Origin of the sequence: Acinetobacter pittii (assembly GCF_034067285.1) — a bacterium.
Taxonomy (GTDB): Bacteria; Pseudomonadota; Gammaproteobacteria; order Pseudomonadales; family Moraxellaceae; genus Acinetobacter; species Acinetobacter pittii_E.
The window spans coordinates 2,376,749-2,398,157 of the sequence record NZ_CP139286.1; the positions used below are offsets into that span (position 1 = coordinate 2,376,749).

Sequence of the window (21,409 nt, forward strand, 5' to 3'; positions counted from 1 at the left end):
AACCCATAAAAAAGCCCCGAATCTCGGGGCTTTTTTTATTATCTTTCTCGTAATGCTTCTTTGGCTTTATTAAATGGTTTAAGTAAGTAATCCAGTACTGTTTTTTCACCAGTACGAATATCTACTGTTGCCACCATACCCGGTGTAATACCAAACGCTTTACCTTCTTTATTATAAAGCTTGTCAGAATCAGTGCGGATATAAACACGGTAATAGAATTGGTCTTGTTTAACCTCATCACGAATCGTGTCTGGTGAAATAACCGTAACTTTACCTTTTAAACCACCATAAATTGAGTAATCGTAGGCAGTAATCTTAACCAGAGCTTCTTGTCCCGGACGAATAAAGGCAATGTCACGCGGCAAAATACGCGCTTCAATCAGCAGTTGCTCATCGATTGGTACAATCGTCATCAGTTTACCGTTTTGTGGAATAACACCACCATGCGTAGTCACCGCAATTTCTTTTACAACCCCACGTACCGGCGCTCTAAACACTGCACGATCTAAACTGTCACTACGGCCCAGTACGATTTGTTGCTGTGTTTTACTATCAGTCGTAGCTTTAGATAGCTCTTCACGTGCTTTCACATAATACTGGTTCTGCGCATCATTCATTTTGTTTTGTAGATCATTTGCTTCACGACGTAGACGTAAAACCTCGACCTCACTTGCTGCACCTTTTGCAACTAACGGCTCTGTCATTGCCAGTTCTTGTTGCACCAGTTGTAAAGCCTGTCTTAAACCTGCAAGCGTTTGCTCAAGATCAGCGCGACGAGAGCGGTATAGCGCTGTTTCCTCTTGTACAAGCTTTGGTTCTTTCATCACAATTTCAGGGAAAACCAAAGGTGTACCATTTACTTCCGCACGCAAACGCGCTGCTGTCGCTTGAGCAGAGATCAGTAAAGATCTTGATTCACCGACATTTGACGCAAAACGGGTTGGATCAAGCTGCGCAAGAATTTGTCCTTTTTGAACAATGTCGCCTTCTTGTACATTCAGCTTGGTTAAAATACCGCCTTCTAAAGACTGAATGACCTGTTCTTTAGATGATGGAATCACTTTACCCGTACCGGTAGAAACTTCTTCAAGTTTAAATACCCATGCCCAGATAAAGAAAATAACTAAACCGATTCCCACAATCCAAATCACTAAACTGGCACGTGGTAATGGTGGCTCACTATAAGAGACATTCATTGAACGGGTGAGTTCTTGTTGTTGTTCGCTCATGAATTACCCCCTTGGCTCACTTGTTTTTGTTGGGCTGTTGATTGATTAAGGACCTGATCTCTTGGACCATCCATCACGATTTTGCCTTCGTTAACGACAATAATACGGTCCACCAGATCTAAAACAGCTCGGCGGTGGGTCGCAACGACCAAAGTACGATGTGCTAGCCAAACTTTTAAATGATCAATCAGTTGTTTCTCTGCCACATCATCAATCGCTGCTGTCGGTTCATCCAGCAGTAGAATGTTAGGTTGACGAATCAATAGACGTGCCAGTAACAATGCTTGTTTCTGACCACCAGAGAAACCAACTCCACCTTCTAAAATCAGGTGATCTAGCCCTTCTTTTTTCTCTTGAACAAAAGGTAATGCACCCGTCACCACCAAAGCACGAAGAATATCTTCATCTGTTGCAAGTGGCGCACCTAAAGTGAGGTTTTCACGAATCGTACCGTAGAAAAGATGTGCATTTTGGTTGAGTAGGCCCATATCACGGCGTACATCAGATGGGTCAATTAAAGAAAGATCAAGACCATCTAAGTGCACTGCACCTTGAGTTGGAACTTGCATACCAGATAGAAGCTGAAGCAGTGTCGATTTACCTGCACCATTACGGCCTAAGATTGCAATTTTTTCACCAGCACGAATTTTTAAATGGCGAATGGCTAAACTTGGTTTCGGGTCTTCTTCTCCATATTGGAACAAGACATTTTTTAATTCATAGTCGCCATTTAAAACAGCTTTATGTACCAGATGTGAACGGTCCGCCTGATCGATCGGGCGTTGCATGAGTTCATCAAGACTTTGTTTTGCAACTTTCGCTTGCTGTAAACGACCTAACACACCTGTAATTTGTGCAACTGGGCCTAACATACGTGAAGATAAAATTGAACACGCAACTAAAGCACCCGTAGTCATTTCACCGTCCATCACGGCAAAACATCCCACTAACACCACAATTGCATAGGTCAAGCCTTGAAGCATTTGAGTCCATGCCATTAAGGTCCCAACAATTTTACGCTGTCTCATCCCGATATCGGCTGAAACTTCGTTCATGTGGTTCCACTGATTTTGGAAACGAGATTCAGCACGTAATAGTTTGATATCTTCAATACCTTGCACCGCTTCAACAAGAATCGCGTTACGGATTGAGGATTCTCTCATACCTTCTTGTGCGAGTTGCGCTAGTTTTTTCTGTGCCAGAATACCCGGCAAAAGCATAAGAGGTACAACTAGCAACATCACCCAAAACAGTTTTCCACCAATAATGGCAAAGATTATTAGGAACAGGAAAAAGAATGGGAAATCGGCAATTGCACTAATGGTGGTTGATGTCACCAATTCACGAACCCCTTCAAGCTCACGAATCTGGGAAATAAAACTACCGGTAGATTTTGAACGGTCTTTATTTTTGATGCGTAAGGCATGACCAAATACACGATCAGAAACACGTAAGTCAGCACGTTTACCAATAATATCGGACAAATACACTCGCGATATACGTAAGGTAAACTCAAAAAGAGCTGCAATCAGTACACCACCTGCCAGTACCCATAAAGTCGGAATAGACTGTGAAGGTACAACGCGGTCATACACTTGCATTGAGAAAATAATGGTTGCCAGTGCCAACACATTGGCAATGAGTGAGGCAAACATAATATCAACGTAGCGTTTCCAGTCTCTTAGAACGATTGACCAGAACCAGCTCGCTTCATATGGCTTGATATATTCATCAATACGCGCATCGGGGATAGAGGTTTCAGGGCGCAGAATATAAACATTCTTAATTGTAGTTTTTAAGACATCTAAGTTTAAATTTTGAGAAAGGCCATGATCTCCACTAAACTGAATACTGACGTTTCCTTGAGTATCAGCTTTATCAATTACACCGACTTGACCGTCATTGAACTCGACCATGACAGGTAAACGCCATGGGTTGAGCAACTCTAAAGAAAATGGCACTTTACGTAAATTGAGTCCAACTTGACGTGTAATGAGCTGTAAAACATCATCAAGATTTTGATTTTGGTTCCAGTCAAGTTGTAAACGAATTCTTTCTTCTGAAGGCTCAATTCTATAATGTTTAGCAATCGTCAAGACTGCCTGTAACCAGGGCTGGTAGTTTATTTTTGTCATCATGGTTGTACTTCGAACCCCTGAATTGAAATATTATTTAAGTCATAAGCTTGGCGAGAACGTCCTGTTGCTGCAATGTACTGAACAATACTGCTGTAAATATCATAACGTGCAGTTTCGAGTTCTGAATTAGCACTATGAATCGCTTGTTCGGCATTTAATAAATCGACCAATGAACGTGTTCCGAGTTTGTACTGTTCTTGATAAAGCTCACGTGTACGAACTGTCGTTGCTTGGCGATTTGCTAAAACCTGCATTTGTCGTTGTTTATTTTCAATTTGCTCACGGCTAGTTCTGATCTGATCGAGAACATCCAGATAAACAGAATTCACTTTAGATTTAGCGGCTTCTTCTGCATAACTCGCCATTTTTACCTGAGAAGAAACTGCTCCACCTTGATAAAACTGACTGGTTGCTTCAAGCATGACCGAACTATACAGACCATCGTCTTCATCATTATTTGGATTTTTGCCATTAATGGCCTGACTCAAAGAACCTTTGACTGCCAAAGTTGGATAACGTGTTAAACGGGTCTGCTCTTTTTGCGCTTTAGCAACTTCAATACCCGCTTGAGCTGCGATCATTTTTGGAATGGTATTAAACTGAGGCTCACCATATAAATCAGATACTTTCACCAAATCATCTGAAATAATCCATCCCGTTCGAGAAACATCGCCACCCAATAATGTTCTTAAATGCTGCTGATATTGACGTAACAATGATTGCTGAGCAATCAGACCAGACTGAGCAGCTTGCAAATAAGATTGGGCTTGAATTGGATCGGCTTGGCTACTAATACCGGCATTTGCACGTAAATTAGCGATTTCCTGAATTCGCTGAATACCTGCAATTTGCTGTTCGGCAATCTTATTTAATTGAAGATAGCGCTGAATATTGATAATCGACTGTGCGACATCAAGTGCAATATCATCAATGCTGACCAGAACATTGGCCTGCTCGACTTGCAACTTAGCCTTCTCAACCGATACACCTGATTTCACTTTACCAAAATCATAGAGCATTTGAGTTGCATTTAAAGTCAATAACTGCCGACCACGCTCACCACTGCTCAAGTCACCTGTGGTAATACCACCTGAAATTTGAGGGTAATAACCCGCCTTTGCAACATCAATACCGGCGTTTTGGCCAGCTAAAGTTGAAATGGCTTGGGAAATATCAGGGTTACGCTGGATTGCGATTCTCACCGCTTCCTGCAAAGTCATTTTCCTTGATGGCAGAGTTGAATAAGATGAAGCTGCTCGATCATTGAGTTGAACAGTCGGAAACTCCTGAACTCTAGAACGATCTAGCTTAAAATTACTCAGCTCTTGCATTTTAGCAACTTTAAATTCATCACTACTTTTAGGGGTAAAAAGCTGCGATAAGTTGTTTTTCAATGTGTGATATTGCTCACTTGGTTTAGCGGCATATATCACCATAGGTACATGCAATGTAGTTAAAAGCATCAACCCTTTCAGGAAAGCCGGCTTTTTACATGTCCTTTTTACTCTTCTCTGGTTATATCCAATCATGCTTGTCTTGTTGATCTTGTTTGTTATCGTTTAAAAGCTTCTACATTCTACATATTTTTTTGCATAAAGAAGCATAAATGAAGGAATAATTCACACATTATTTTTTCATCAATTGTTTGGGCTAATTTATTGTTTTTAAAATATAAATATAAAAAAACTAAAAAGAGGCACTGACCTCTTTTTAGCCAAACAGATTAACTTTTTTATTTAAACTGTAAAATCGTCACCTAAGTAGACTTTACGTACCTGTTCGTTATCCAGAATTTCTTGTGGCGTGCCTTCGGCAATTACAGCCCCTTCACTCACAATATATGCACGTTCACAAATTGCTAGAGTTTCACGTACGTTATGGTCAGTAATGAGTACACCAATACCACGATCTTTTAGGGTCTGGATAATATCTTTAATATCTCCAACCGAAATTGGATCGACGCCGGCAAACGGTTCATCAAGTAACATAAATTTAGGATCAGCAGCCAATGCACGTGCAATTTCAGCACGGCGGCGCTCACCACCAGATACACTCATGCCCAATGAATCTTTAATATGACTGATTTTAAAGTCATTCAATAATTCAGTAAGACGTTGCTGGCGCTGTTGCTTATTTAAGTCTTTGCGTGTTTCTAAAATAGACATAATATTTTCAGCAATTGTTAGCTTTCTAAAAATAGAAGCTTCTTGCGGAAGATATCCAATCCCTTTACGTGCCCGCTCATGCATTGCCAAATCAGACATATCAAGATCATCAAGGTGAATTTCACCTTTATCCATACGCACGAGTCCAACAACCATATAGAAACTTGTTGTTTTTCCTGCACCGTTAGGGCCAAGCAAACCAACAATCTGTCCACTTTGCATACTAAAAGATACGTCTTTGACGACCCAACGTTTACTATAGTTTTTTGCTAAGTGCTTAATACACAAAGTTTGGGGTTGTTGAAGAGCTTGTTGCATTAGTCACGCGCTCCTGGGAAACTTTTTGAAGTTGATGGCGGAATAATAATCTGAACACGGTTAGATGATGAGCCTTGTGCTTCAACATCGCCTTTATTCATACTATATTTCAGTGAGTTACCACGAATACTTGAACCATCTTGATATAGATATGCACCACCAGTCAAAGTAATAATGCCTGTATCTGCATTATAAACAATGGTTTGACCCTCGCCTCGTGCAACGCCTTTGTCTGCACTAATTTGCTGTTGGAATTTAGACGGTCTACCTTTGGCAGTAATCGTTTGAATTTCACGCTTAGCGTTTAGAGTAGCCACAATTGAGTCGGCTTGAAGCTTCATCGTACCTTGCTCAATCACAACATTGCCCGTATAAGTCGTTAAACCCGTTTTCTCATTATAAGTTGCACGGTCTGCCACTAACGAAATTTGTTGATTACGGTCAGACGGTAAAGCAAAAGTCGAAGCAGATGATAAAGCAACGAATGTAATTACCGCAGCTTGTTTTAGGAAAGCTGAAGAACGTTTTAAATTAAGACTTTGGTGCATACTTTCCTCGAATATTAAAAAATTCGTACTGACCATTATTCAAATTGGCTTTTAGTCCTTTGCTGACAAAATCGCCTTGCGGAGATTGAACAACGACCTGATGATTCGTTTCAATTTCTCTGGTTTTTGGATAGCCAGTTAACTCATCAGTATGGAATTCAATCCTCCCTTGTGGCGCAAGTTTAGTAGCGACCACATCGCCCGATAATATAACTTTACGGTTATCATCGTAGCCATTTGCCTGTTTTGCAAAGAACGTTGCATCAACTTTGCCATCTTTATACATCGAGGCATTGAGTTGATCCAACTTTGATGTTTTTTGTTGCATATCCTGTTCAAGCTGACGAACTTCAGCACGAATATACAAATTGCCTTGATCATCAGTTTGAGTCAAATGGACGCCCTGCGCTGAATATGTCATATTCTTCGCAGAACCAATGTCTAGTTTTTTTGCCTTGCCACTATAGTAGTAATAACCACCACTTATAGCAGCAACTACTACAGCAACAATTGATAAAACTCTGGTATCCATGAGCAGGAATAGCCTACCTTTTTAAGTAATCTTATTATTAATGCGGTACTGCAAGATATTTTTCAAGAAGTTCTTGGTAAATGCCTTTTGCGATCAGCAACATATCACAGACTTCACGTACAGCACCACGCCCGCCCATCGACTGGGTAACCAAATGCGCACGGCGACGTACTTCTTCGTGACCATTTGGCACAGTAACACTCATGCCTGCAATCGCAAAAGCCGACAAATCAGGCCAATCATCGCCCATATACAAGCAATCAGACGGCAAAATATTAAACTGTGCGCATGCTTCACGCAGCGCAGAACCTTTGTCTTCACGCCCTTGAAAGACTAGATCTACACCTAAGTCAGACATGCGTTTTTCAACAATATTACTTTTTCGGCCTGTAATAATGATGACTTTCATGTTCGCTTGCTGCACAAGCTTCATGCCTAAACCATCACGAATATCGAATGATTTAATTTCATCGCCACTATTGGTTAACGTTACAAAACCATCACTCAAAATACCATCCACATCCAGAACCAATGCCTGTAAATGACGTGCTTGTTCTAACAATGCATAAGATGCCATTGATTAATTTACCCCTGCCTGAATAAGGTCATGCATACTAATTACACCAATCACTTTATTTTGGTCATCGACCACCACAAACTGACTAATTTTTTTCAGGTTAAGCTGTTGTAGAGCTTCTACCGCACGTGCTTCTTGAGAAATAGTTGACGGTTTCTTTGTCATCACTTCAGAAACAGGCAAATTCACATCGAAACCTTGCTGTTTATCAATTAAACGGCGCAAGTCACCATCGGTGAAAATACCAAGCAAATGGTCTTGGTCATCTACAATCGTGGTCAAGCCTAAACGTTTATTAGAGATTTCATAAAGCACTTGATTCATTGGCGTGTCTGGTGAAACTTTTGGCAGCTCATCGCCTGTATGCATGAGGTGTTTCACATGTAAAAGTAAGCGTTTACCCAACGCACCTGCTGGATGCGAGCGAGCAAAATCATCTGCAGTAAAACCACGTGCTTCTAGTAAAGCGACAGCCAGTGCATCACCCAAAACTAAAGTTGCTGTCGTACTCGAGGTAGGTGCCAAACCTAATGGACATGCCTCGTCAGACTCGCCTAAAGTTAAAGCAATGTCGGCATTTTGCGGCATTGGGCCTTTATCATCACGGCTAATGGTAATAAGCGGCACGCCAAGATGTTTGATTAAAGGCATCAACATCATGATTTCATCACTTTTTCCAGAATTGGAAATCGCAATTAAAACATCACCACGAACCAGCATTCCCAAATCGCCATGCCCAGCTTCGCCCGGATGCATAAAGAAAGAAGGTGTACCAGTTGAGGCGAAAGTTGCAGCCATTTTACGGCCAATATGCCCTGACTTACCCATGCCAGTAATCACAACACGACCTTTACACTGTAACAATATTTCACAAGCTCGATTAAAACTGTCACCAATTTGTGTTGCTAACACGTCTAAGGCTTGTTGCTCAATACGCAATGTTGCTAATGCGCTGCTTTGGAAATCTGTAGGATTGGGCATACGAGTTTGACTCAAAATAATTGATCTGATCTCTTGTGAAGATCGGTGATTTTAATCAAAAGATTTGGGGGCATTCTAACATAACTCAATCACCTACACGTTTTTAAATGTATAAGATTTCACAAGCTTATAAAATTCTTGCATAAAACTTTGTGAAAAATGATGCATCAGTTATGATGTAACACTGTTTTTGTTGAGTGTTTGAAAACCCTTATGCAACCGTTTGTTTTATATAACTCTGAGCAACGAAAAAAAGTTGAATTTGTACCTCGCAAAGAAGGTCACATCGATATGTACGTCTGCGGTATGACCGTTTACGACTACTGTCATATCGGGCATGCTCGAGTTATGGTTGCATTTGACTACATTATTCGTTTCTTACGTAGTCAAGGCTGGAAAGTTCGCTATATTCGCAACATTACCGACATTGACGACAAAATCATTAAACGTGCGAATGAGAATGGTGAAACAATCCAACAACTCACCACTCGTTTTATCGATGCAATGAATGAAGATGCAGCGAACTTAGGCTGTTTGGCACCAGATGAAGCACCTAAAGCGACTGAATATATCGATCAGATGCAAAATATGATTGGCAATCTGGTCAACAAAGGCTCTGCTTACCCTGCTTCAAACGGCGATGTTTATTTTGAAGTGACCAAATTTGAAAAATATGGTCGCCTCTCTGGCCGTAAGCTTGATGATATGCAAGCTGGCGCAAGTGAGCGTGTTGATGTAGAAGTTGAAAAGAAACATCCTTTTGACTTTGTACTTTGGAAACATGCAAAAGAAAATGAACCGTCTTGGGCATCCCCTTGGGGTAATGGCCGTCCGGGTTGGCACATTGAATGTTCTGCAATGTCGACTTGCTGCTTAGGCAATCACTTTGACATTCATGGTGGCGGTTCAGATTTAATGTTCCCACACCATGAAAATGAAATTGCGCAAAGTGAAGCTTCGACTGGTGAGCAATATGTAAACTACTGGATGCATGTTGGTTTCATTAACGTTGATGGTGAAAAGATGTCTAAATCTTTAGGCAACTTCTTTACGATTCGCGACGTGATGGAGAAATTCCACCCTGAAGTGATCCGCTACTTTATTGTGTCTTCACACTATCGTAGTCCAGTGAACTTCTCTGATGTGGCACTCAAAGAAGCAAAAACTTCTTTAACTCGTTTCTACCATTCATTTAAAGCTTACCAACAAGTTTACGGTCAAACGACAACTGAATCGCTTGATCAAAGCTTTATTGAACGCTTTAACAATGCGATGTGTGACGATTTCAATACTGCTGAAGCAATGGCGGTATTGTTTGAACTGAACAAAGAATTGAACCGTGCTGTAAAAGAAGAGCAAGCCGACCAAGCGACTATTCTTTATTCGACATTACGTCACCTCACCAACATTTTAGGTTTGGTACAATACAATGTAGATGATTTCTTAAAATCAGATATTGGACAAGAAGCGCTTGCTTTGTCTGATGCTGAAATTGAAGACTTTATTCAACAACGTGTGGATGCTAAAAAAGCAAAAGACTTTGCTAAAGCAGATGGTATTCGCCAGTCTTTGCTCGACCAAGGTGTTGTGCTTGAAGATACTCGTCAAGGTACAGTTTGGCGTCGTGCTGATTAAATGTTCAATTAAATCACAAGAGTGTTGACACTTTAGTGAAACACTCTATAATGTGCTCACATTGCGGGAATAGCTCAGTTGGTAGAGCATAACCTTGCCAAGGTTGGGGTCGCGAGTTCGAGTCTCGTTTCCCGCTCCAAGATTTTATGTATTAAAATCAATAGGCTGCATAATTTTAACGAGTTATGTGGCCTGTTTTTTATTGTCGATCGGTCAGCTTTGACTACTCAAAATAGTCAAAATTCGCATTAAAAAACGCTTTATATTTCCGTTGCGACACCAAAAAAGTAGATGTCTTTTAGGCATTCACGAATTTTGGTGTCGCGGCGACACCACGAAATTTGGAGTGTTATTATGCAAAAGCCGGTTAAGCGCGGGGACGCGTGGCGGATCACTGTTCGTTACTTAGGAAAACGTTACACAGCTACTCGAGATACTGCGAGTGAGTGTGAACAATGGGCCGCAAAAAAATTATTAGAATTACAATCTCAACAGGCTAACCCTGAGCCTGAAAAAATCCATATCTCCTTCTATGCCCTTTTTGAACAGTACTATCAAGAAGAAGGCAGAAAAATGAAGAGTGCCCGCTTAATTGTTCAAATGCTTAAATGCCTAAAGAAAAATTGGGGGAAATTAGCAGATGAATCAATTCATGACCTATCACCAGCACTTGTTAAACAATGGCGTGATAAACGTTTAAAGCAAGTTAAAGGTGCAACAGTCATTCGAGAAATGGCTATGTATAGTTCAGTTTTTGACTTTGCTCGGAAAGAACTATTTATAACTAAAGAAAATCCATTCAAAGAAATATCAAAACCTACTGCTCCTCCTCCACGTAATCAAAGGATTTATCAGAACCATATAGATGCTGTTTTAGCTGGGCTCGATTATGAATGGGGAAAAGTGCCTGTTCAGCCAAGACACCGAGTTGCCTGGTCATTTCTATTTGCGCTTGAAACTGCAATGCGCAAAGGTGAAATACTCAGTGTAGAGAAATCATTAATCTTTCCTGATTTCATTCGCTTATTAGATACTAAGAATGGTACTTCTCGTGATGTGCCATTAACTTCCAAGGCAAAAGAGTTGCTTTCTTGGTTGCCTGACGATCCTAACGATGACCGCATGATTCCTCTTACCTCAAATGCATTTAGATTAATATGGCAACGTAACTTACGGAGAGTTGGCTTAGATGGTGTTATTACATTCCACGACTCACGCCATGAAGCTATCACCCGTTTTGTTCATGACTACCGTTTACCAGTAGAGATCCTAGCGAAAATTACTGGCCATAAAACGATTAGTGTTTTAGTGAATACTTATTACAATCCCACAGCTTCGGAAATTGCCAAAATGCTGACAGCTGCTTAGAATACTTGCCAGAATGAGGCATTTTCCATGTCTCATTCTTAAACTGATAGATAGTTTTAGTTGTCAAAACTTAATAACTAGAACAGAAATTTTATACATAATTAATGATAGAAAATGTTTAAAGATATTTTAAGAAGATTTGCCTTTTTATTTGTATTTTTGCCAGCTTTGCCTGCAATATGGTATGGATGTCAATATGCTTTTTATTTAGGGCAAACAGAAGCAATTGGAGCCTCACTTGCAGAGGCAGGCTTAAGCAATTATGAAGTTACATTTTTCGGTTCTCTAACATTTACAGAGATTTTATTTGAAGCTTTTGATAAACTTAAAGTGGCCATATATAAATTATTATTAATTTTTATTAGAGTCATATCTTTTCTAATCTTAATGTTTATTTCATTATGGCTTGGTTATCATCCTTCTCGCCGGCATGAAATTAAAAGTTTTATTTATTTAAAATACTATAATTTAAAGTTTTATTACACTTATAATTATAAAACACCAAAGCCGATTAAGCTTTTAGAGTATTACTACTTTACTATTTTTGTTATTTTCCTACTTTCCATGGGTTTTGCTTTTATACACAATGCATATAAAAAAGGCGAAAAAAATATTAAAGAAAACTTATACCTGATTTATGCAAAGAAAGACTATTCATTCTCAGGAACTGTTACTGAAGGAGATAAAAAATATAAAGTATATAAAATAGTTTGTGGTAATTACAAATGTATTGGTTTAGATATTGATAACAATAGGAATACTACCTTCCTTCCAGAACAATACAAACAAAACTTTGATTATCAAAAATTTATAGAGAAATTTAAGGAAAAGAAGAATTCTTAGTGGAAGAAAATTCTTTAAAAGGTGAATAGGTGAATAACTCTAAAAGCGATATTAATAAATTTAGCAATCAAATTACTGAGAGCGTATATGCCCCAGAACTACCAAGTATAGCAGATATTCCTCTAAAATTTATCGATCTAGATCAACTTGATGAAATTGATTTATCTAGAAATCATATTGTACCTGCAATTTTCCATACTATTAATGAAACATTAGCAAATAGTGAAAACTTAATATCTTTCCTCAATAGCAATATAAAAAGTAAAAAATGGTTTATTGCTAGTGATTATGCTTTAGGAAATCCTGAAAAGAAGAGTGAATTTATTACTTTTACATTAATTCCACAAAATTTTCCAATCAACTCATTAATGTCTGGAATAAACAAACTACAATATAGTGATATTAAAAAAACTAAATTTATTAATCCTGCTTTTTTAAAATTTATTAATTCTGGACTATTTTTCCATATTAGTATACAGCTTCCAAAAGAAAAAGATAATCTTATCCCTAATATAAGACACCATTTTCAGATTCTCCTAAAAAGTCTAGGCATGAGTTCTAACTCTGAAATAATAAAAAGTCAGGTAAAATTTTTTCAAGAAAAACTTTTTCGAGCAAATAAAAATGAGTTACTACTGATAATCGAAATTATTTCCTGTGTAATTTCTTCAATTAACTTACAGCTCTTCAAGTCAATACCAGATCTCCAAGATATTTGTTGGTTCTCCGACCGAGACAATATTCTTACAACTCTAGGTCAAAAATCTAAAGAAAAACTTTCTCCTATGATTTTCCATATAGTTGATATTAGAAGTAAATATCTATTCCAAGCAGTTAAATTACCCTTCTCCAAAAACTACAAAGTTCAACTATCTTTTGGAAAACCAGAATTTCATGGAAAAATGTGGTATGACCCTCTTATAAGAATTCCTGACTATATTGCAGGCACGCTAGCTGATAATGATCAAAAAAATATGACTGTAACAAAAGAGAAGTTTTCTGCTGTTATTAGAGAGGCTATTTCAGATTCAAAGTATCATTTTATTTTCAAGTTATCTTTACAACAAAACACCGCTACTGCAATAGAAACTCAATACAAAAAAGTCGAATAAATTTTAACCTATTATTAAATACTAATTTTGAGGTTACTTATGTGCGCAAACTATGAACCTATATTAAAAGACCGAGTACATCTACTAGATCTATTCGAACAAACGTTCGACTATAAGACCGATATTTATCCTGGTTACGACTGCCCTCTTATATTTTCTAAAGATGGCCATATAGAATGGCGGCAAGTTAAGTTTGGTATGATTCCACCTTGGAACCATGATTTAAAGTTCTCAAAGTATACATATAACGCTAGAACTGAGACAGTTGATAAAAAGCCGAGCTTCCGACATGCATGGGCTAAAAGCCAATTCGCGCTAATACCTGTAGAAAAAATTTATGAGCCTAGGTATGTGAATGGTAAAGCAGAAAGATGGGGAATTTATCGAGAGGATGGCTTACCTTTTACAGTAGCTGCTATTTATGATTCGACTGTGATTGATGGGCAGCAAGTAAGATCTATGTCGATGCTGACTATTAATGCAGATAACCACCCCTTCATGAGCCAGTTCCATAAACCTGAAGATGAGAAACGATCGATTATTGTTATCCCTGAAGAATTCCGAGAAGACTGGCTCAATTGCAAAAAGGATGATGCAAAGCAGTTTTTCTTTGAAATGCCGATCGGTGAATTTACTGCTGAATACTTTCCTAAACAAAAATTATTTTAAGACTCTCTATAATATTTGAAATAATAACTGTTTTTAGACAGTTATTATTTCATAAAGTTTTTAGTTATCACTGTCGAAAAATTGCTGAATAGCGATACTAATTAATGTAAAAATAGTTGTTACTCCGAGCAATCCATACCAGCGTCCGAACCAGCGTTGTTCTTGATCAAACCTAAATTCTCTCGTTGTTAAACCAGCCCAATCAAGCCAGCCATAAGTTTCGGTTTTATAAGAATAAAACTCTAAAAGTGGATAAAAACAGAAGCTCAGTAAAATACCAAAAATCAGGTAAAACCAAAATTTTGGATATCCAAAATCATCATAAAATCTGTATGAAAAGTAACAACCAACCGACCAGATCACTAATAAAAGTAAAGTGTGAAAGGCCGTTTTTAAATCAAAACCAAATTTTAGACTAAAATAAAAAATTATTGCTGCTGATATGATTAATAAATATGAAAAAATTCTCATTAATATTATTTCCTAAAGGGAATTTAAACAGTTCAAATCAATACTAGAAATTTTTTTATAATGATAAAACACCCTATTTGTAATCAAATATTTCAAGAAAATTATCATTTTAAAAACATTATCGGTCTCTATAGAAAAAGAATAATCTGTCTAAAGTTATAATAATTATTATCAGTTATAAAATAAAATTGATTATATATATGATTATAAAATAAAATTTTATTGTAAATAAAACACAACAAAAACAATTAGTTAAAAATAAAATCTAAATTATTTATTATTTACTTTTATTAATTTTTTGAGTATCAATCGTTAAAATATCAAGTATATTTTAAGAAAAAATTATTAATAAAAAATGTATTATATACCGCATATTAGAAATAGTTTCTTTTAAAATAATTTTTTAAGTGATACAAAAGCAAAATCTTTATTAATTCTATATGTTCATTTTATGACCAATGGTGGGGTTAAGCACGTCAGTTTGTGACTTCTTCTTGTTTATACACAATTTTTTTAATTTGAATTTTAAGCAAGCTCTAGCATATCATCTTGATTATGTAACGAAATCAAGGAGTAACTATGAGCACTATCGAACCTTTTATTATTGAAATTAAGCCACACCTTAAGCTTGGCAATGCTTTGAGTGATGTGGCTTCCATAAAACTAGTTACTCCTTCTACCCATTTATCAATACCATTTGCGATTGAAAAGGTATCTGCTGGCTTTCCTTCGCCAGCTCAAGATTACGTTGATCGATCCCTCGATATGAATGAGCACTTAATCAAAAATGAGACGGCAACATTTATTGTCAAAGTAGCCTCTCTATCAATGCTAAATGCTGGAATTGATATTGACGACGAGCTAATTGTTGATAGAAGTCTTGATGCTAAACACAACGATATTGTTGTCGCTCTTATTGATAATGATTTCACGGTTAAACGTTTAATGATTGATGGAGATGAACATTGGCTTAAAGCCGAAAATCCTGAGTATGAAGATATACATCTCAAAGACGGACAAGAATTAATAATTTGGGGTGTTGTAACTTACATTCTAAAAAATACAAGAAAAAGATCATGAAACACGAGGAGAAAGTCTTTTTTCTCATAGACGTTAATAATATGTATGTCTCATGTGAGAGAGTCTTTAACCCTAGTTTGAATAATAAGAGTACCATCGTGCTCTCGAATAATGACGGCTGTGCAGTAGCCCGTTCAAATGAAGCTAAAGCGCTCGGGATAAAAATGGGTGTCCCGTTATTTCAAATCAAAGATGTAGTTCAAAAACACAATGTCACTGTTCTCTCAAGCAATTACGCACTCTATGCAGAAATGTCTAGACGCTTTCATAAGATACTTGGCTCATATGTCACAGAGGAAGAAGTTGAAGGTTATTCAATTGATGAGTGTTTTGTAGATTTTACAGCCTATGAGAAGAATTTTGATCTTCAGGTCGTTGGTCAAGATATGCGTGCAAAAATATTGAAGTGGCTAGGATTGCCAGTATGTGTGGGGATTGGAAGAAGCAAAACAGAATCAAAGATAGCTAACCATATAGCTAAAAAGAATGCTGGATTTAATGGGGTTTGTGATTTAGTCGGCATGGATCCATGTAATAAAGAATATTACTTCGCGCAGATCGATGTCTCGGAAGTTTGGGGAGTAGGTCGTAAGCATGCTAAAAAATTGCATTCTATGGGTGTAAAAACTGTATTAGACCTAGCGTGTACAGAAGCACGTGAAATGCAGCGCCAATTTTCAATTGTCATGGCACGTACAATTAACGAATTACAAGGCATCTCTTGCATTGAGATTGAAGATACACCGCCATCAAAAAAACAAATTATTAAGTCATGCTCCTTTGGAGCAAAAGTAACCGAACTAGATGATTTGAAAGAAGCTATAGCAATGCATGCACAAGAAGCATGTAAGCGGTTACGTGATGAAGAATCGTTATGCGGTTGTCTACTTGTATTTGTTCAATCAAGTCCATTTGATGAAAGCGCACCATTTTATAATAAATCAATCACAGGGTCGTTCCCTGAACCTACCGATAGCGCTTTAGATTTTGTCAAAGCTGCCACGAAGATGGTGAGTCATATTTATAAAGAAGGTATTAAGTATAAAAAGTGTGGAGTGATATTAACGGGACTTGAACCTAAATCGGGCCACACTTATGACCTGCTCACAGATTTTGAAGCGATAGAAAAGAAAGAACAATTGATGAAAACGCTAGATAGCGTGCATACAAAATTTGGCAAGAAAAAAATCGGCATTAGTACATGTTATGTACCGGGCCGCAACTGGTCGATGAGTAGAGATAAATTAAGTAGAAATCCATTTAAGTTTGATCAGTTATTGATGATTTATAAATAAAGCACTATCAAATAATTTTTATAAGTGCAGGCTAGATATTTTATAACGAGTTAAAAGATTTCAAGTTAGCTGAATCGATTATGATTTGATAACAGATCATGAGGATCTGGAGAAAACAAAACTATAGATAGAGAAAAACCACCTTTCGGTGGCTTTTCCAAATTACTTACATTATGTTTATAGAATTGCTTTTTTTGCAATCCCAGGGAACGCATAACGTGTCTATGCTTGTTATAATACACATATTTTTGGGGTAGTACAACTACCCTATACTTTAGATCTAAAAACAAGGATTACTTCTTCAAAAAATGAGCGATTTTATTTCTACCCCTAGATTAAGTACATATGAAAATATTTTGAAGCTAACTGATCCGAATCAGATACTAAGAGCATATTACTGGAACATTGCCTTAGCTGGAGCCATTTATCCGCTAATGCAGACTTTAGAAATTACTTTAAGAAATGCTATAGACGTTGCTGTAAAAAAACATCATCAACCAAATGGATCAAACTTCATTTCGTATAAACATAATGACTTATGGTTTGAACAATTAGTTAAAGCAATACAAGACAGAAAAATTGCCAAAATGCGTCAACAGAATGCTTTGAAATGGGTAAAAAACGGTAATCGCATCAAATATAGTACTACTGAAAATCATGTTAAAAAAGCACGAGATGATGCTTCAATTGTAAAAAGCTGGGTGAAAGGTGAGGATATATTAAGCCGATTACCTTTTGGATTCTGGACAACCTTGCTTAGCAAAGACTATGAAGACATTACTAATAAACATTTATTATGGCCAAATCTTTTGCAACATGTTTTTCCAAATGCCCCTTCAAATATCAAGAGGAAAGACATTGAAGATCACTTTAACTTAATAAGAGAATTCAGGAACCGATTATCCCATCACGAACCTATCTGGAAGTTCTACTATAGAAATCCTACGAATAATTCATTAGATTACTCAACACCAATTTTTGGATTGAATGCTTCTTTAAATTTACTGAATAAGCAATATGATGATATGTTGATGCTTCTTCAATGGATGTCAGTCACTGCTTACAATAATTTTAATGATTCACGTATTGGCAATGAGTTCAAGAAATTATGTTCTATTGATGGCTTCTTTGCTTATGTTGACAAGGAAAAAGTTGCCAATTGTTATCCAGCTTCAAAAGCGAAAAGAGAGTTCTTTAAACTAGCAAAAACATTGCAGAATGTGAGTGTAGTGTATATGAAAACGAATGGAAAACGTGGGTATATACTTGGACTAAATGAACCATCGCTGCCCTAACTGATAAAATTAAAAAGAGATCTCCAAAGATCTCTTTTTTGTTATTGCATAAAGGTTATTTTTACTGTTCCAAAGTTAATGTTAGATCATTAATTATCAATTACTTTCTACTAATAATCTAAAAGTAACGAGATAAAAAACAGCAATTTAATAATAAAATTCTATGATTGACATAAGCTATTGATAATTTGATATTTAAATGTTCAACTGAGTATTAATTAAAAATATTTTGTTTACTTATGAAAATTTTAAACCCTGAACAACATAGACTAATGGTTACTAATCATCTTAATAGCCTTTTTTCAAGACATGAATTTTTCTTAAATAAAATTTTAGAATGTTGTAGTGAAACTAAAAAACATTGGGGAACTCCGCAAGAGGATAAAATGCCTGAATTAAATCATTATTTTGATGCATATCTTAATTCATTTCAATCAATTAAAGATAGCTTAGAAACTGCGTTGAATGAAAAAATTGATTGGAGTGTTTTTTTTGAAGATATCCGTTATGGTAAATTTATGAAAGAAGCACGAAATGCATCAACCCACGATGGTTATTCCATTATCAACAGCACAATTGATGGTAAGTACTATATATATAAAGATATCATGAGACTTCATCACAAAAAATTAATTATCATTGACGTTCCAAACGAAGATATTGAATATATATGCGCACATTTCAGCTATTGTCTTTTCAATAAAATCAAAAATTTACTTAGTAAAAATAAATCAAGTCTACCTAAAAGTTCTATTGAAGATATTAAAAATCACCTAGATCCAAATAGTTTTAAAGTTTTAATTCCTGCAGAGGTGAAATACATGATGAACAATGCATTTGAAAACGATGAACTAATCAATAAAATTCATGAAATTGTTACCCAAAATAATGCAGAAAATGAATATTCCAGTATCAATAATATTTTAAATATTTGTAAAAAATACATAAATATTTAAATATATTTTTCAAGTCGTAGATTACTCTGAAAAATTATAATTAAAAAATTTATATACAAATTGGCCCTTAAAGGGCCTTTACACAAATACCTACACTCACATTATTATTGATCGTATGAGCTGTGCATCCTGAAAATAGAATGCACAGTAATGTGATTACGGAAGCTATCTTTGAGCGTTTGCAATGAAAGACTTTCATACTATGAGATCCGGTTAGCAATCCAGCCATAGAAAAATTGTTCCTGGCTTTTATTGCGTTCACAAATTTCAATGTAACGTTGGCCTTGCATGATGTTGAGAACTCTTAGTAAAACCTTCTCCCCATCTTTACCACGCTTGGCCAAGTATGTTTTAAGTGCATTTAAAGTAGCTGGCCCATAAATCCCATCGACCGCAAGATCTGGCCAACCTGCTTTTCCCTGGTTATTCAGCAAATTTAAAGCACGTTGTAAAAGAGGTTTTGCAAAGCCGGTGCCACAATTTACACCGGTATCTAATAACTCCTCCGCTACTGCAGAAGAAATCGAATTCACTTGGTCAAATCGTGGAACTGTCCAATAATTTTTGCGATAAATTGACTTGGCCACATCTAAAGGTAGATCACGCATATGGCCTTTAAAACCATGTGCGCGAGCAACGGCTTCAGTAATGCCGTACTTAGTTGCCCCTCCTCGATCAGCGGGGTTATTCACATAACCGCCCTCGCGTTTAATGAGTTCTTCAAGATATTGTTCAATGTTCATTTCACTTTCCTTTAGATGTAAAAAAGCCACCCGTAGGTGGCTGTTGAGAAAATTAGTTGATTCGCTCTTTACAAAGCTACCCCACAAATGTCCTTAGCTCCAGTAGGATAAGTAAACTGCAATTTTGACTTATCCGTAACCAATTGCAGCCCCACTGTTTTACCTGTTAAGGCTGAGTTGGCGAAATGGTCTTGGTTGATAGTTCCCATAAAGCTGATATATTTTAATTTATTTTCCATAGTAAGATTTAAGTAGCCGTAGTTCACTCCATTAACAATATAACCAACCTGTTTAGTATTTTGATTTACATAAACACCTACTCTAACCTTTCCATCTGCTGGAACTTGTACGGGATTACTTGTTCTATTAGCACTTAAGTATGTTAAATGACCATTACCATCTGATTTATATGTAGCGCCAAAAGAAACAATTGAGTCTCCATTTATAACACCTGAATAGTTATTACCTTTTGCAAACATTAAATTTAATGTTAATTCCACTTTAGATTGTGAAGATCCAGTAATAACAAAACCATATTCATACATCTGAGAAGTACTGCCAAGATTTACCTTGAGATTATTCACATCAAAAATGAACTCCTGAGCAAGAATATCTGAAGTAGTAATAGGCTTATCTACTATCGCGACATTGTCTGGCGTATTAGAGGTATATTGAGTTTTAAACTGAATATATTTTTTAGAAGCTAAAAGCTTATCGACATTTTTATTGGAATAATAATTTATAACGTCATAACCAGACTGATTCGTATTATTTATATTAGCAACTTGCTCTGCATAACGATAATTAGCTGCGTTTGCTCCATTTGCTACTTCAAAAGCTTTTATGTCTTGTAAGGTCGCATCAAAACTATAGGAACACTCGGCAAAAGCAATACTTATCCCACTGAAACCCATTACTGTTGCTAAAATTATCTTTTTCACGGCATTATCCTGTTTTTATTTTGAACATTTAGTATAAACAAGTCTTTAAATCATTTGCTTAATTCCGACAGATGACAGAAATATAAGTGGGTTAATTAATAATACCGCCCGAAGGCGGTTAACTATTTTGAATATCATTTTTGGCTTTCTTAACTTCTTTGATAACTTCGATAATCGTCTTACCTTCCTGTTTATTGATAAAGTTAAAAGTCCACCGGACCAATGCCCAACCAGGAATACCACATACAAAGAAGAATCCACCAAGTGCCATCATCCCCCAAATATCAGTAATCCACTCATGAAGCCCCCACTTCACAATAATGAACGAACCACCTGCAAGACTTGATACAACCGTACAGATTAAGCCTACGGCCCACTCTTGCGGTGAGCGTGGCATACGCGTCATTAATACCACTGCTGCAACTAAGGCAACCGCTAAAGTCACCATAATTGCCGCACCATAAAATTTTAAAATTGCTGTTAAACCGCTAGTGGAAACTGGTTCCATTTATA

Annotated in this window: 21 protein-coding genes and 1 tRNA gene; 10 read left to right on the forward strand and 12 right to left on the reverse strand. The window is 36.8% G+C overall.

The annotated features are described in order from the left end of the window. Positions 1-38: 38 nt before the first annotated feature. The 8 genes from SOI81_RS11140 to kdsD form a co-directional block, all read right to left on the reverse strand. Positions 39-1,229: an HlyD family efflux transporter periplasmic adaptor subunit gene (locus SOI81_RS11140; protein ID WP_016141535.1), complete on the reverse strand. Its 1,191-nt coding sequence runs from the start codon at positions 1,227-1,229 to the stop codon at positions 39-41. Further along, positions 1,226-3,367 carry a type I secretion system permease/ATPase gene (gene paxB / locus SOI81_RS11145; RefSeq protein WP_320540738.1) on the reverse strand — a complete coding sequence of 714 codons (2,142 nt, stop codon included), beginning with the start codon at positions 3,365-3,367 and terminating at the stop codon, positions 1,226-1,228. Before paxB ends, SOI81_RS11140 begins: the two co-directional genes overlap by 4 nt. Continuing rightward, entirely contained in the window at positions 3,364-4,830 is a 1,467-nt protein-coding gene (locus SOI81_RS17475; RefSeq protein ID WP_016141537.1) for a TolC family protein, read from the reverse strand. The genes paxB and SOI81_RS17475 overlap by 4 nt, the downstream gene beginning before the upstream one ends. A gap of 273 nt (positions 4,831-5,103) precedes the next feature. Then, a complete protein-coding gene (lptB, locus tag SOI81_RS11160) occupies positions 5,104-5,850 on the reverse strand; it encodes an LPS export ABC transporter ATP-binding protein (protein ID WP_009389082.1) in 747 nt (248 codons plus the stop codon). Beyond that, positions 5,850-6,398 carry a lipopolysaccharide transport periplasmic protein LptA gene (gene lptA / locus SOI81_RS11165; protein WP_016141538.1) on the reverse strand — a complete coding sequence of 183 codons (549 nt, stop codon included), beginning with the start codon at positions 6,396-6,398 and terminating at the stop codon, positions 5,850-5,852. Before lptA ends, lptB begins: the two co-directional genes overlap by 1 nt. Beyond that, positions 6,382-6,930, reverse strand: a complete 549-nt coding sequence (lptC, locus tag SOI81_RS11170) for an LPS export ABC transporter periplasmic protein LptC (RefSeq protein WP_320540739.1) — start codon at positions 6,928-6,930, stop codon at positions 6,382-6,384. Before lptC ends, lptA begins: the two co-directional genes overlap by 17 nt. 37 nt (positions 6,931-6,967) lie before the next feature. Further along, positions 6,968-7,507, reverse strand: coding sequence for a KdsC family phosphatase (kdsC, locus tag SOI81_RS11175; RefSeq protein WP_016141540.1), 540 nt, complete (start codon positions 7,505-7,507; stop codon positions 6,968-6,970). Positions 7,508-7,510: 3 nt separating this feature from the next. Further along, complete coding sequence (gene kdsD / locus SOI81_RS11180; RefSeq protein WP_016141541.1) at positions 7,511-8,488, reverse strand: KpsF/GutQ family sugar-phosphate isomerase; 978 nt, start codon at positions 8,486-8,488, stop codon at positions 7,511-7,513. A 213-nt stretch (positions 8,489-8,701) separates the two neighbouring features. On the opposite strand from kdsD, the gene cysS reads away from it, so the two are divergent. The 6 genes from cysS (at position 8,702) to SOI81_RS11210 (ending at position 14,115) form a co-directional block, all read left to right on the forward strand. Then, positions 8,702-10,123 carry a cysteine--tRNA ligase gene (gene cysS, locus SOI81_RS11185; RefSeq protein ID WP_239975825.1) on the forward strand — a complete coding sequence of 474 codons (1,422 nt, stop codon included), beginning with the start codon at positions 8,702-8,704 and terminating at the stop codon, positions 10,121-10,123. A 63-nt stretch (positions 10,124-10,186) separates the two neighbouring features. Further along, a tRNA-Gly gene (locus SOI81_RS11190) sits at positions 10,187-10,262 on the forward strand. Between the two features lie 215 nt (positions 10,263-10,477). Further along, a complete protein-coding gene (locus SOI81_RS11195; RefSeq protein WP_320540740.1) occupies positions 10,478-11,491 on the forward strand; it encodes a site-specific integrase in 1,014 nt (337 codons plus the stop codon). Between the two features lie 114 nt (positions 11,492-11,605). Beyond that, positions 11,606-12,334, forward strand: coding sequence for a hypothetical protein (locus SOI81_RS11200; protein ID WP_262094488.1), 729 nt, complete (start codon positions 11,606-11,608; stop codon positions 12,332-12,334). A gap of 29 nt (positions 12,335-12,363) precedes the next feature. Then, positions 12,364-13,446 (forward strand): hypothetical protein, encoded by a 1,083-nt coding sequence (locus tag SOI81_RS11205; RefSeq protein ID WP_320540741.1) that lies wholly within the window; start codon positions 12,364-12,366, stop codon positions 13,444-13,446. Between the two features lie 39 nt (positions 13,447-13,485). Beyond that, positions 13,486-14,115 carry an SOS response-associated peptidase gene (locus SOI81_RS11210; RefSeq protein ID WP_320540742.1) on the forward strand — a complete coding sequence of 210 codons (630 nt, stop codon included), beginning with the start codon at positions 13,486-13,488 and terminating at the stop codon, positions 14,113-14,115. Between the two features lie 60 nt (positions 14,116-14,175). On the opposite strand, the gene SOI81_RS11215 is transcribed toward SOI81_RS11210, so the two are convergent. Then, positions 14,176-14,586 (reverse strand): hypothetical protein, encoded by a 411-nt coding sequence (locus SOI81_RS11215; protein WP_320540743.1) that lies wholly within the window; start codon positions 14,584-14,586, stop codon positions 14,176-14,178. Between the two features lie 579 nt (positions 14,587-15,165). On the opposite strand from SOI81_RS11215, the gene SOI81_RS11220 reads away from it, so the two are divergent. The 4 genes from SOI81_RS11220 (at position 15,166) to SOI81_RS11235 (ending at position 19,212) form a co-directional block, all read left to right on the forward strand. After that, entirely contained in the window at positions 15,166-15,666 is a 501-nt protein-coding gene (locus SOI81_RS11220) for a translesion error-prone DNA polymerase V autoproteolytic subunit (RefSeq protein WP_320540744.1), read from the forward strand. Then, positions 15,663-16,961 (forward strand): Y-family DNA polymerase, encoded by a 1,299-nt coding sequence (locus SOI81_RS11225; protein ID WP_320540745.1) that lies wholly within the window; start codon positions 15,663-15,665, stop codon positions 16,959-16,961. The genes SOI81_RS11220 and SOI81_RS11225 overlap by 4 nt, the downstream gene beginning before the upstream one ends. Positions 16,962-17,269: 308 nt before the next feature. Beyond that, positions 17,270-18,256 carry an Abi family protein gene (locus SOI81_RS11230; protein ID WP_320540746.1) on the forward strand — a complete coding sequence of 329 codons (987 nt, stop codon included), beginning with the start codon at positions 17,270-17,272 and terminating at the stop codon, positions 18,254-18,256. 239 nt (positions 18,257-18,495) lie between these two features. After that, complete coding sequence (locus SOI81_RS11235; protein ID WP_320540747.1) at positions 18,496-19,212, forward strand: hypothetical protein; 717 nt, start codon at positions 18,496-18,498, stop codon at positions 19,210-19,212. Between the two features lie 200 nt (positions 19,213-19,412). Here the strand turns inward: SOI81_RS11235 and SOI81_RS11240 are convergent, their stop codons facing one another. The 3 genes from SOI81_RS11240 to SOI81_RS11250 all read right to left on the reverse strand — a co-directional run bounded on the left by SOI81_RS11240 (position 19,413) and on the right by SOI81_RS11250 (position 21,404). Beyond that, positions 19,413-19,955 carry a glycoside hydrolase family 108 protein gene (locus SOI81_RS11240; protein WP_320540748.1) on the reverse strand — a complete coding sequence of 181 codons (543 nt, stop codon included), beginning with the start codon at positions 19,953-19,955 and terminating at the stop codon, positions 19,413-19,415. Positions 19,956-20,023: 68 nt separating this feature from the next. Then, entirely contained in the window at positions 20,024-20,896 is an 873-nt protein-coding gene (locus tag SOI81_RS11245; protein ID WP_320540749.1) for a DUF4882 family protein, read from the reverse strand. Positions 20,897-21,014: 118 nt separating this feature from the next. Then, a complete protein-coding gene (locus tag SOI81_RS11250; RefSeq protein WP_320540750.1) occupies positions 21,015-21,404 on the reverse strand; it encodes a hypothetical protein in 390 nt (129 codons plus the stop codon). Positions 21,405-21,409 lie beyond the last annotated feature (5 nt).

Bases quoted from the DNA above. Each gene is read 5' to 3' on its own strand.
- kdsC (WP_016141540.1), bottom strand. From the start codon at position 7,507: ATGGCATCTTATGCATTGTTAGAACAAGCACGTCATTTACAGGCATTG.
- kdsD (WP_016141541.1), bottom strand. From the start codon at position 8,488: ATGCCCAATCCTACAGATTTCCAAAGCAGCGCATTAGCAACATTGCGT.
- SOI81_RS11195 (WP_320540740.1), top strand. From the start codon at position 10,478: ATGCAAAAGCCGGTTAAGCGCGGGGACGCGTGGCGGATCACTGTTCGT.
- lptA (WP_016141538.1), bottom strand. From the start codon at position 6,398: ATGCACCAAAGTCTTAATTTAAAACGTTCTTCAGCTTTCCTAAAACAA.
- lptB (WP_009389082.1), bottom strand. From the start codon at position 5,850: ATGCAACAAGCTCTTCAACAACCCCAAACTTTGTGTATTAAGCACTTA.
- SOI81_RS11140 (WP_016141535.1), bottom strand. From the start codon at position 1,229: ATGAGCGAACAACAACAAGAACTCACCCGTTCAATGAATGTCTCTTAT.
- SOI81_RS11215 (WP_320540743.1), bottom strand. From the start codon at position 14,586: ATGAGAATTTTTTCATATTTATTAATCATATCAGCAGCAATAATTTTT.
- paxB (WP_320540738.1), bottom strand. From the start codon at position 3,367: ATGATGACAAAAATAAACTACCAGCCCTGGTTACAGGCAGTCTTGACG.
- SOI81_RS11210 (WP_320540742.1), top strand. From the start codon at position 13,486: ATGTGCGCAAACTATGAACCTATATTAAAAGACCGAGTACATCTACTA.
- SOI81_RS11200 (WP_262094488.1), top strand. From the start codon at position 11,606: ATGTTTAAAGATATTTTAAGAAGATTTGCCTTTTTATTTGTATTTTTG.
- SOI81_RS11250 (WP_320540750.1), bottom strand. From the start codon at position 21,404: ATGGAACCAGTTTCCACTAGCGGTTTAACAGCAATTTTAAAATTTTAT.
- SOI81_RS11225 (WP_320540745.1), top strand. From the start codon at position 15,663: ATGAAACACGAGGAGAAAGTCTTTTTTCTCATAGACGTTAATAATATG.
- SOI81_RS11220 (WP_320540744.1), top strand. From the start codon at position 15,166: ATGAGCACTATCGAACCTTTTATTATTGAAATTAAGCCACACCTTAAG.
- SOI81_RS17475 (WP_016141537.1), bottom strand. From the start codon at position 4,830: ATGCTTTTAACTACATTGCATGTACCTATGGTGATATATGCCGCTAAA.
- SOI81_RS11240 (WP_320540748.1), bottom strand. From the start codon at position 19,955: ATGAACATTGAACAATATCTTGAAGAACTCATTAAACGCGAGGGCGGT.
- lptC (WP_320540739.1), bottom strand. From the start codon at position 6,930: ATGGATACCAGAGTTTTATCAATTGTTGCTGTAGTAGTTGCTGCTATA.
- SOI81_RS11230 (WP_320540746.1), top strand. From the start codon at position 17,270: ATGAGCGATTTTATTTCTACCCCTAGATTAAGTACATATGAAAATATT.
- SOI81_RS11235 (WP_320540747.1), top strand. From the start codon at position 18,496: ATGAAAATTTTAAACCCTGAACAACATAGACTAATGGTTACTAATCAT.
- cysS (WP_239975825.1), top strand. From the start codon at position 8,702: ATGCAACCGTTTGTTTTATATAACTCTGAGCAACGAAAAAAAGTTGAA.